Source organism: Rhodoblastus sp., from assembly GCF_041915505.1.
Lineage (GTDB): Bacteria > Pseudomonadota > Alphaproteobacteria > Rhizobiales > Beijerinckiaceae > Rhodoblastus.
The window spans coordinates 1-1,618 of the sequence record NZ_JAYSBG010000521.1 but is presented as its reverse complement, the minus strand read 5'-3'; the positions used below and the strand labels follow the sequence as shown (position 1 = coordinate 1,618).

General features: G+C 66.1%; 2 protein-coding genes. Both read right to left on the bottom strand.

Features of this window, described 5'->3' with window-relative positions:
- Window positions 1-19: 19 nt before the first annotated feature.
- Window positions 20-1,108, bottom strand: a complete 1,089-nt coding sequence (locus ACE3S9_RS19360; RefSeq protein WP_374548108.1) for a P-loop NTPase — start codon at window positions 1,106-1,108, stop codon at window positions 20-22.
- Window positions 1,095-1,618, bottom strand: a 524-nt coding sequence (locus ACE3S9_RS19355; RefSeq protein WP_374548107.1) for a uroporphyrinogen-III C-methyltransferase, incomplete at its 5' end; no start/stop codon positions are given. The genes ACE3S9_RS19355 and ACE3S9_RS19360, both read right to left, overlap by 14 nt.

The following is a 1,618-nucleotide window of genomic DNA, read 5'->3' as shown; positions in this document are numbered from 1 at the left end:
TGCACGAAAAACTCCCTGTTCAGCCGACCGAGAAGACCGGCGCGCGCCGGGCCTGTTTCGTCAATTCCTCGCGCACCGCGCGGGCGAGATCGAAATAGGATTTGGCCTGCGGGGAATCCGGCGCGACGGCGGCGATGGGTGCGCCGGAATCCGAGGTTTCGCGAATCTGGATGTCGAGCGGCGCCGCGCCCAGGAAGCGCACGCCATGCTTTTCCGCCTCATCCTTGGCGCCGCCATGGGCGAAGATTTCGGTGCGGCCGCCGCAATGCGGGCACAGGAAATAGCTCATATTCTCGAACAGGCCGAGCACGGGGGTCTTGACCTGGTTGAACATGGCGATGCCGCGCCGCGCGTCGATCAGCGCCATGTCCTGCGGCGTCGAGACGATCACCGCGCCGGCGAGCGAGGTGTTCTGCGCCATGGTGAGCTGCACGTCGCCGGTGCCGGGCGGCATGTCGACCACCAGAATGTCGAGGTCGCCCCAGTTCACGTCGCGCAGCAATTGCTTCACGGCGGTCATTACCAGCGCGCCGCGCCAGACCACGGCCTGATCCTCGGGAATCAGGAAGCCGATCGACATCAGCTTGACGCCATATTTCACGAAGGGTTCGAGCAGCTTGCCTTCACCGGAGAATTTCGGCTTGCCGGACAGGCCGAACAGCAGGGGGAGCGAAGGGCCGAAAATATCGGCGTCGAGCAGGCCGACCTTTTCACCCAGCGCGGCCAGCGCCACGGCGAGATTGGCGGCGGTGGTGGATTTGCCGACGCCGCCCTTGCCCGAGGCGACGGCGATGATCTTCTTCACCTTATCGAGGCCCGGTCCCTGCGCGACCGGCGCCGGCGCGGGTTTTTCCGGCTGCGGCGGGCGCTCGGCGGTGAGCGCGACGAAAGCCGCGGTCACGCCGGGCAGGGCCTTCAGCGCCTGTTCGGCGGCCAGCCGCATGGGCTCGCTGGCCTTGGCCTGGTCGGGCGAGACGGAAAGCGACAGATAGATCTTGTCGTCGTGGATCGACAGCCCGGACAGGGCGCCCGATTGCGGCAGTGGCGTCCTGCCATCCGGTCCAGCGACCGCGTTCAGCGCGGCGAGCGCCTGTTCATTGGTGGCCATGTTCACCCTCTGATTTCGGAACGTACCAGTTGAGCTTGTCGCGCAGGCCTACCACCTCGCCGACGATGATGATGGTCGGGCCGCGCAGGCCGGCGGCGACCGCCTTGCCCGCTATGTCGGCTATCGTCCCCGTCACCGTGATCTGGTTGGCGCGTGTGCCGTTTTCAACAATCGCCACCGGTTTTGCAGGATCGGCGCCATGGCGCAGGAATTCCCGCATCAGATAATCCAGATGGGCGAGGCCCATGTAAACCGCAATGGTCTGGCGCGGCCGCAGCAGCGTCGACCAATCCAGATCGATCGGGCCGTCCTTGCCGTGGCCGGTGACGAAGACGCAGGATTGCGCATAATCGCGATGGGTCAGCGGAATGCCGGCATAGGAAGCGCAGCCGGCCGCGGCGGTCACGCCGGGGCAGACCTGGAAGGGAATGCGCTGCTCCGCGAGTTTTTCGATCTCCTCGCCGCCGCGCCCGAAAATGAACGGGTCGCCGCCCTTGAGCCGCAGCACGC

Bases quoted from the DNA above. Each gene is read 5' to 3' on its own strand.
- ACE3S9_RS19360 (WP_374548108.1), bottom strand. From the start codon at position 1,108: ATGGCCACCAATGAACAGGCGCTCGCCGCGCTGAACGCGGTCGCTGGA.